The 6,062-nt window shown below is 61.3% G+C and carries 4 protein-coding genes; all 4 read left to right on the forward strand.

Features of this window, described 5'->3' with window-relative positions; all coding sequences use genetic code 11:
- Positions 1–343 precede the first annotated feature (343 nt).
- The 4 genes from AC1Q7F_RS32390 to AC1Q7F_RS32405 all read left to right on the forward strand — a co-directional run bounded on the left by AC1Q7F_RS32390 (position 344) and on the right by AC1Q7F_RS32405 (position 6,032).
- The gene (locus tag AC1Q7F_RS32390; RefSeq protein WP_492512676.1) at positions 344–1,546 is read left to right on the forward strand and encodes an acetyl-CoA C-acyltransferase; all 1,203 of its coding nucleotides are present in this window, start codon (positions 344–346) and stop codon (positions 1,544–1,546) included.
- Between the two features lie 305 nt (positions 1,547–1,851).
- On the forward strand, positions 1,852–4,131 hold the full coding sequence (locus AC1Q7F_RS32395) for a TonB-dependent receptor (protein WP_492512677.1): 2,280 nt from the start codon (positions 1,852–1,854) through the stop codon (positions 4,129–4,131).
- A 139-nt stretch (positions 4,132–4,270) separates the two neighbouring features.
- Positions 4,271–5,062, forward strand: coding sequence for a crotonase/enoyl-CoA hydratase family protein (locus tag AC1Q7F_RS32400; RefSeq protein WP_492512678.1), 792 nt, complete (start codon positions 4,271–4,273; stop codon positions 5,060–5,062).
- A 49-nt stretch (positions 5,063–5,111) separates the two neighbouring features.
- Positions 5,112–6,032 (forward strand): SDR family NAD(P)-dependent oxidoreductase, encoded by a 921-nt coding sequence (locus AC1Q7F_RS32405; protein ID WP_492512679.1) that lies wholly within the window; start codon positions 5,112–5,114, stop codon positions 6,030–6,032.
- Positions 6,033–6,062 lie beyond the last annotated feature (30 nt).

Genomic DNA, 6,062 nt, shown 5'->3' on the forward strand with positions numbered 1-6,062 from the left:
TTAATCCCCACGTCAGCAGGACTGATACCAGTGCGAAGCCTGACGATGGGGGGAGGGCCGTGACGCCGCAGCTTGTGTTCACTGTTCGCGTCAAATGACTTAAAAATATAGTATTGGAGTGAGTTCCTTCTATCTAAAAACCAGAAAGCAATTTTGCTTTAAATGCAAATATCGAATGTAATGTCGGGTAACCCATAGAAAGTACTTATTATTTCTCAAATGTGTGTCGGAAATTCGAAAGATATTGAGCATGGAGAAGGGGATTTCAAATTGACGATGATGTTCTAGGGGGCAAGGTTACCGCCTGCTCCCATGCGTTATAATGATCACAGGAAAATCGGCCATGGCTGATGTCGTCATCGTCTCAACCGCCCGTACACCCATCGGCAAAGCGTATACTGGCGCCTTCAATCGAACACCGGCACCAACGCTCGCAGGCCATGTGATCGGCCATGCCATCGCGCGGGCAGGGATCGAGGGTGCAGAGGTGGAGGAAGTCATCATTGGCAGCGCCCGGCCGGAGGGAACGCAGGGCAACAATCTCGCCCGGATTGCCGCCATCCGTGCGGGGTTGCCTGCAGCGGTGTCCGGGGCGACCGTCAGCCGCCAATGTGCGTCCGGGCTGCAGGCCATTGTTACGGCGGCCCATCGCATCATTGTCGATAAGGTGCCGGTTGTGGTTGCGGGAGGATGCGAGGCCATAAGTCTCGTTCAGAACGACTACACCAACGTCTACTGCAACCGCGACCCATGGATTGAGGAACATGTCCCGGGCCAGTATGCCGCCATGATCGACACGGCCGAGAATGTGGCCGCGCGCTATCATGTCGGCCGCGACCGCCAGGACGCCTACGCGCTGGAAAGCCAGCGCCGGACCGCCGCCGCCCAGCAGGCAGGCCGCTTCGATGCGGAGATCGTGCCGCTCGCATCGGTCAAGGCCGTGACGGACAAGGCGACGCAGGAAACCACCATGGTGGAAGCGCTGTTGCGGGCTGACGAAGGAAACCGCCCGTCGACAACATTGGAGGGGTTGAGCGGGTTGAGACCCGTCCGGGGCGACGGGTTCACGGTGACCGCGGGGAACGCTTCGCAACTCTCCGATGGCGCCAGTGCCTGTGTGATGATGACAGATGTGGAGGCCGCGCGGCGCGGCATCACGCCACTTGGTGTTTTCCGTGGTTTCGCGACGGCGGGCTGTGATGCGGATGAGATGGGCATCGGGCCCATCTTCGCCGTGCCACGCCTGCTGGAAAGGACCGGGATCAAGCTTGAGGATATCGATCTCTGGGAACTCAACGAAGCTTTCGCATCGCAGGTTCTTTACTGCCAGGACGTGCTGGGCCTTCCCGCCGAGCGGATGAATGTCAATGGCGGTGCCATCTCCGTCGGCCATCCTTATGGCATGTCGGGCGCACGTATGATGGGGCATGCGCTGATCGAAGGCCGCCGGCGAGGCGCCAAGTTCGCTGTCGTGACCATGTGCATCGGCGGCGGCCAGGGTGCTGCCGGCCTGTTCGAGATCCTGCCTTGCGCCGGTTCCAGCTGACTGGAGCGATCAGCGAGCCTCATTGGGAAACAAACAACTTTGCGAAGGATGGACCATCGTGCTTTGGGGGCCGATGGAAACAATCCGGCATTTCGGCATGGGGCAATTGTTGCGAAACGCACCAAGGTGCTTGTCGGAATAAATGCAAGGCGAAGCACGATGCCAGATGTAGCCTTGTTGGTGGATTAGCTTTGCAGGAACGCAACAGGCCGCTCCGAAAGGTCCCAGTCGCTCTCTTGTGCAAGCTTCCAGATGCATCGTGATCAAACAATAATAATTGTTAATGCTTCGGGAGGAAGTAGTCGATGCTTTGCAAGCTCTTGTCTTCATCTGCCATCCTGACTGTATCTGTACTTTGCGTGGCAGTGGCCAATGCGCAGGAGACGCGGCCAACCCCACCATCGGGAACCGTTGCGTCCGGTCAATCCGTCCAGCTTGAGGAGATCATCCTTGAGGACATCGTCGTGACGGCACAGCGCCAGATGTCGAGCGTCCAGAAGACGCCCCTGGCCATCACGGCCGTCGGCGGCGACCTGCTGAAGGAACGCGGCATCATCGATCTGGATGCGCTGACGCGTTCGATGCCGAATGTCAACTTCTCCCGACTGGCGTCGGATGCGCGGATCTTCATCCGCGGCGTCGGCCTGGAGGGCGTCAGCGCGGGCGCCGATGGCCGCGTCGCGGTCTATACCGACGACGTCGTCAATGCCCGTCCGCAGGCTGCACTGACCTCCCTGTTCGACCTCAACCGCATCGAGGTGCTGCGCGGGCCGCAGGGCACGCTTTATGGCCGCAACGCCACCGCGGGTGCCATCAACATCATCTCCAACGATCCGACCGATACGCTGGAGGGATATGCCTCCGTCACCGCCGGCAACTACAACCTGATCCGTGCCGAAGGGGCGATCAGTGGTCCGTTGTCAGACACGGTTTCAGCGCGGCTTGCTTTCCAGACCAACGACCGCGACGGCTTCGGCAAGAACATCACCACCGGCAATCCGGTCGATAGCGAGCGTAGCCGGGCGGTTCGCTCGAAGCTCGGTTTCGAACCGACGGAGAAGTTCCGGCTCGTCCTGTCCGGCGACTATCGCTGGGAGAAGGATAATTCCGGCGGCTACGCCTTCGTCCGCAACAATCCCTTCTTTCCCGATACCGATACGGCCAGCGGCTTCTCGCATCCCTCGGACCCGCGTGACCGCGCCGGCCTGGACCAGTTCTTCTACATGGAGAATTACGGCTTGGCGGCGAATGCCACACTGGAACTGGCCGAAGATGTGGATATCACCTCGATCACCGGCTACCGCCATCTGGACCAGGAGAGCAGGGGCAATGGCGATGACTCGACGTCGCTGAGCACTTCGCTAGACAATACCAACAGCGCGAACCAGTTCTCGCAGGAACTGCGCCTGTCCGCCCGGGGAGAGTTGTTCGACCTGGTTGTGGGTGGATATTATTTCCATGAGAAGAACAGCTTCACCCTGAACCTCGGCGTTTCCCCCCTCTATTTCGGTGGCGGCCGCTTTCCGCTCTATCAGGGTTTCGGCCAGGGCGGTACCCAGAAGACGGACGCCTATGCGGCCTTCGCCCAAGGCACCATCCACCTCACGGACCAGGTCGGTGTTGATCTCGGTGCGCGCTACAGCCACGAGAAGCGCAGCATCGACAGGTACAACCAGATCGATTTCGTGAATACCTACAGGTACAACGCCCCGCTCATCACCGGCTGTTCCGCTCCTCCCATCACCGGTTTCATCCCTGGAACGACCAGTTGCATCGGCGCCGGCGTGGACAGCAAGTCGTGGTCCTCCTTCGACCCGAAGGTGGCCGTCCATTATCAGATCACGGACGGGATCATGGCCTACGCGTCCTATTCCCGCGGTTTCAAGAGCGGGGGCTATGACTTCACCACGCTGAACCCGGCCTATGATCCGGAGAAGCTGATCGACTACGAGGCCGGCATCAAGGCCGACCTCTTTAATCGCAGGCTCCGCGTGAATGTCGGCGGCTTCTATTACGATTACAGCAACCTCCAGATCACCATCCTCAAGCTGGCGCCGACGCCCGGGCCCGTGACGCTCAATGCGGCGAAGGCCAAGCTCTATGGGGCCGAGGCTGAAATCACCGCGGTTCCGGTCGACGACCTCAGGCTCTCGCTCAATCTGGCCGGGCTACACAGCGAATATCTGGAGCTGTCGGATACGAGCCAGCTGACGGGGCAGTTGATGGATCTGGCTGGCAACCAGCTGACATCTGCGCCCAAATACAAGCTGGTCGGCGAGATCGGCTACACCTTCCATCCGGCATTCGCCGACATCACCCCCCGCGCGGAACTGTCCTGGACCAGCCGGATGCAGTACTCCCAGTTCAATTACGACTTCCAGTCCCAGCCGTCCCGCTGGGAGCTGAACCTGTATCTCGATATCGTCCATGACGATGATTGGACGATCAGCGCCTACGGCCGCAACGTGACGAACAAGCTCTATTACGTTGCCGAGGTGCTGGCAGCACCCTTCTCCGGTTCAGCCGTGCTCGGCATGCCGGCGCCGCCGGCGACATACGGCGTCACCGTCACGAAGCATTTCTGATATCCGCCGCGCTGTCCGGTTCCCACCCGTCGAGGCGAGGTTTCCATGGGGACCGGACTGGGATGCCTGCAGGGCGGCCCATCACGAGATGGCCGAATCCGGGGGTGGCCGCAATACACAGACATTCCGGAGAAACCAAGTGGACCCTGTGCTCTATCGCCAGGAGGGCGACATCGCGGTCGTCACGCTCAATCGCCCTGAGCGCCGCAATGTACTGTCAGCCGACGACATGCAAGCGGCGGTGCTTGCGGCGATCGAACGGCTGGCAACCGACGGGACGGTCAAGGTCGCGGTCCTCACAGGCGCCGGCACCACCTTCTCGGCCGGCGGCGATATCAAGGCAATGGCCGAAACCGCCGGCACCACCCCGCCGGCTCTCACCCGCAACCGTTACATCCGTGGCATCCAACGTATTCCGCTTGCCATGTCCCGGCTCGAATTGCCGGTGATCGCCGCGGTCAACGGCCCGGCGGTCGGAGTCGGCCTTGACCTTGCCTGCATGTGCGATATCCGCATTGCGGCCCGGAGTGCCACCTTCGCAGAGAGCTTTGTCAGGATCGGCTATGTCCCGGGCGACGGCGGCGCCTGGCTTCTGCCGCGTGTCGTCGGCTTGGCCAAGGCGCTGGAGATGAGCCTGACAGCCGACACGATTGATGCGGAGGAGGCTCTGGCCTGGGGCCTGGTGACGAAGGTGGTGCCAGATGAACAGCTCATGCCGGCGGCGATGGCGATGGCGTCGAAGATCGCTGCCCATCCGGGATTTGCCGTCCGGATGACCAAGCATCTGCTGCACCGGAGCAGTGCGATGAGCCTCGAAGACCTGCTGAGCTTGACCGCGACCGTCCAGGCGATCGCGGCTTCGACGGATGAACACCGCCAGGCGGTGGAGGCCGCGCTGGGCGCCTTGCAGGCGAAGCGCCCTCCGAAGTGAACCAAAGGAATCTGGCCGGCGCCCGCCGGCACATGAATGGAGACTGATCATGGATCAGAAGGGAATATTGGCCGGCAAGGTGGCGCTGGTAACGGGATCGGGCGGGGGTATCGGCCGGGAGATCGCCATCGCGATGGCTGCGGCCGGCGCCAAAGTGATGATCAACGATATCGGCGCCAACCTGGTCGGTGAAGGCCAATCGACGACGCCCGCCCGGGAGACATTGGGTCTGATCGAAGCGCAGGGTGGCACCGCCGCCATCGACGCCAACAGCGTGGCGGAGCCGGAAGCAGCACTGCAGATGGTGCAGCACACGGTCGATGCATTCGGGCGGATCGACATCGTCGTCAACAATGCCGGCATCCTTCGCGACGCCATCTTCCACAAGATGGATGTCCGGGACTGGGTCGACGTCGTCAATGTCCATCTCAATGGCAGCTTCTTCGTCAGCCGCGCGGCAGCCGAGTATTTCCGCGCCCAGGAGAGCGGCGCCTATATCCACATGACCAGCACGTCCGGTCTGATCGGCAATTTCGGCCAAGCCAACTATTCCGCCGCCAAGCTGGGCATCGTGGCGCTGTCCAAGTCGATCGCGCTCGACATGAAGCGCTACAATGTCCGCTCCAACTGCGTGGCGCCCTTCGCCTGGAGTCGCATGACGAATTCCGTGCCGAATGAGACCCCCGATCAGCAGGCGCGGGTCGCCGTCCTCAAGCAGATGACACCCGACAAGAATGCACCATTGGTAGCCTACCTCGGTTCCGATCTGGCCAAGGATGTCACCGGTCAGGTTTTCGCGACGCGGCACAACGAGATCTTCCTGATGAGCGGCGTGCGCCCGTTGCGCAGCGTCCATCGCGGCGAGGGCTGGACCCCGGAGAGCATCGGGGAGCATGGCATCAAGGCATTGATGGGAAATGCTGTTCCGCTCGACCGCAGTAGCGACGTGTTCACCTGGGACCCGGTGTGACCGTCCAGGTCCATAGCTCCGGTCAATAGT

This window comes from Niveispirillum sp. GW835-FHT14G11 (genome assembly GCF_058793615.1).